This is a genomic window from Vibrio sp. S234-5 (genome assembly GCF_000960595.1).
In the GTDB taxonomy this organism is placed as follows: Bacteria; Pseudomonadota; Gammaproteobacteria; order Enterobacterales; family Vibrionaceae; genus Vibrio.
The window spans coordinates 1-3,025 of sequence record NZ_JZAM01000116.1 but is presented as its reverse complement, the minus strand read 5'-3'; the positions used below and the strand labels follow the sequence as shown (position 1 = coordinate 3,025).

1 rRNA gene is annotated in these 3,025 nt (G+C 51.6%); it reads left to right on the top strand.

What is annotated here, in order from left to right:
* The first annotated feature begins 107 nt into the window (after positions 1-107).
* Positions 108-2,997: ribosomal RNA gene (locus UF06_RS04355) — 23S ribosomal RNA — on the top strand.
* Positions 2,998-3,025: the final 28 nt, after the last annotated feature.

The following is a 3,025-nucleotide window of genomic DNA, read 5'->3' as shown; positions in this document are numbered from 1 at the left end:
TATAGTGACGATTCAAAATTGAGTCCGGCAAATCAATGCTATCTCGCTCATTCAAATAATGAGATAGCGAACCTTGGTTGTTTAACAAAGACCCTTTCGGGTTGTATGGTTAAGTGACTAAGCGTACACGGTGGATGCCTTGGCAGTCAGAGGCGATGAAGGACGTAGTAACTTGCGATAAGCGGTGATGAGGCAGTAACAGCCACTTGAGTCACCGATTTCCGAATGGGGAAACCCACTGGCATAAGCCAGTATCGCTGCATGAATACATAGTGCAGCGAAGCGAACCGGGAGAACTGAAACATCTAAGTACCCCGAGGAAAAGAAATCAACCGAGATTCCGAAAGTAGCGGCGAGCGAAATTGGATTAGCCCTTAAGCTTTACATGCGTTAGACGAATGGTCTGGAAAGGCCAACGATACCGGGTGATAGTCCCGTAGTCATAGGCGCATGTTCAGTGAAATCGAGTAGGGCGGGACACGTGTTATCCTGTCTGAATATGGGGGGACCATCCTCCAAGGCTAAATACTCCTGACTGACCGATAGTGAACCAGTACCGTGAGGGAAAGGCGAAAAGAACCCCTGTGAGGGGAGTGAAATAGAACCTGAAACCGTGTACGTACAAGCAGTAGGAGCACCTTCGTGGTGTGACTGCGTACCTTTTGTATAATGGGTCAGCGACTTAATGTTAGTAGCAAGGTTAACCGCATAGGGGAGCCGTAGGGAAACCGAGTCTTAACTGGGCGTATAGTTGCTAGCATTAGACCCGAAACCGAGTGATCTAGCCATGGGCAGGTTGAAGGTTGAGTAACATCAACTGGAGGACCGAACCGACTAATGTTGAAAAATTAGCGGATGACTTGTGGCTAGGGGTGAAAGGCCAATCAAACTCGGAGATAGCTGGTTCTCCCCGAAAGCTATTTAGGTAGCGCCTCGGACGAATACTACTGGGGGTAGAGCACTGTTAAGGCTAGGGGGTCATCCCGACTTACCAACCCTTTGCAAACTCCGAATACCAGTAAGTACTATCCGGGAGACACACGGCGGGTGCTAACGTCCGTCGTGGAGAGGGAAACAACCCAGACCGCCAGCTAAGGTCCCAAATTACAGCTAAGTGGGAAACGATGTGGGAAGGCTTAGACAGCTAGGATGTTGGCTTAGAAGCAGCCATCATTTAAAGAAAGCGTAATAGCTCACTAGTCGAGTCGGCCTGCGCGGAAGATGTAACGGGGCTAAGCTGTAAACCGAAGCTGCGGCAATGTGCTTTAGCACATTGGGTAGGGGAGCGTTCTGTAAGCCGTTGAAGGTGTGTTGTAAAGCATGCTGGAGGTATCAGAAGTGCGAATGCTGACATGAGTAACGACAAGGGGGGTGAAAAACCTCCCCGCCGGAAGACCAAGGGTTCCTGTCCAACGTTAATCGGGGCAGGGTAAGTCGACCCCTAAGGCGAGGCCGAAAGGCGTAGTCGATGGGAAACGGGTTAATATTCCCGTACTGCTTATAATTGCGATGGGGGGACGGAGAAGGCTAGGTGGGCCAGGCGACGGTTGTCCTGGTTCAAGTGCGTAGGCTGAGTGTTTAGGTAAATCCGGATACTCTTAAGGCTGAGACACGACGTCGAGCTGCTACGGCAGTGAAGTCATTGATGCCCTGCTTCCAGGAAAAGCCTCTAAGCTTCAGATTATAAGCAATCGTACCCCAAACCGACACAGGTGGTCGGGTAGAGAATACCAAGGCGCTTGAGAGAACTCGGGTGAAGGAACTAGGCAAAATGGTACCGTAACTTCGGGAGAAGGTACGCTCTTGATGGTGAAGTCCCTCGCGGATGGAGCTGACGAGAGTCGCAGATACCAGGTGGCTGCAACTGTTTATTAAAAACACAGCACTGTGCAAAATCGCAAGATGACGTATACGGTGTGACGCCTGCCCGGTGCCGGAAGGTTAATTGATGGGGTTAGACTTCGGTCGAAGCTCTTGATCGAAGCCCCGGTAAACGGCGGCCGTAACTATAACGGTCCTAAGGTAGCGAAATTCCTTGTCGGGTAAGTTCCGACCTGCACGAATGGCGTAATGATGGCCACGCTGTCTCCACCCGAGACTCAGTGAAATTGAAATCGCTGTGAAGATGCAGTGTACCCGCGGCTAGACGGAAAGACCCCGTGAACCTTTACTACAGCTTGGCACTGAACATTGACCCTACATGTGTAGGATAGGTGGGAGGCTTTGAAAACGTGACGCCAGTTGCGTTGGAGCCGTCCTTGAAATACCACCCTTGTATGTTTGATGTTCTAACGTTGGCCCCTTATCGGGGTCGCGGACAGTGCCTGGTGGGTAGTTTGACTGGGGCGGTCTCCTCCCAAAGAGTAACGGAGGAGCACGAAGGTGGGCTAATCACGGTTGGACATCGTGAGGTTAGTGCAATGGCATAAGCCCGCTTAACTGCGAGAATGACGGTTCGAGCAGGTGCGAAAGCAGGTCATAGTGATCCGGTGGTTCTGAATGGAAGGGCCATCGCTCAACGGATAAAAGGTACTCCGGGGATAACAGGCTGATACCGCCCAAGAGTTCATATCGACGGCGGTGTTTGGCACCTCGATGTCGGCTCATCACATCCTGGGGCTGAAGTCGGTCCCAAGGGTATGGCTGTTCGCCATTTAAAGTGGTACGCGAGCTGGGTTTAGAACGTCGTGAGACAGTTCGGTCCCTATCTGCCGTGGGCGTTGGAAGATTGAAGGGGGCTGCTCCTAGTACGAGAGGACCGGAGTGGACGAACCTCTGGTGTTCGGGTTGTGTCGCCAGACGCATTGCCCGGTAGCTAAGTTCGGAATCGATAACCGCTGAAAGCATCTAAGCGGGAAGCGAGCCCTGAGATGAGTCTTCCCTGATACTTTAAGTATCCTAAAGGGTTGTTCGAGACTAGAACGTTGATAGGCAGGGTGTGTAAGCGCTGTGAGGCGTTGAGCTAACCTGTACTAATTGCCCGTGAGGCTTAACCATACAACACCCAAAGGGTTTTGGTGGACTC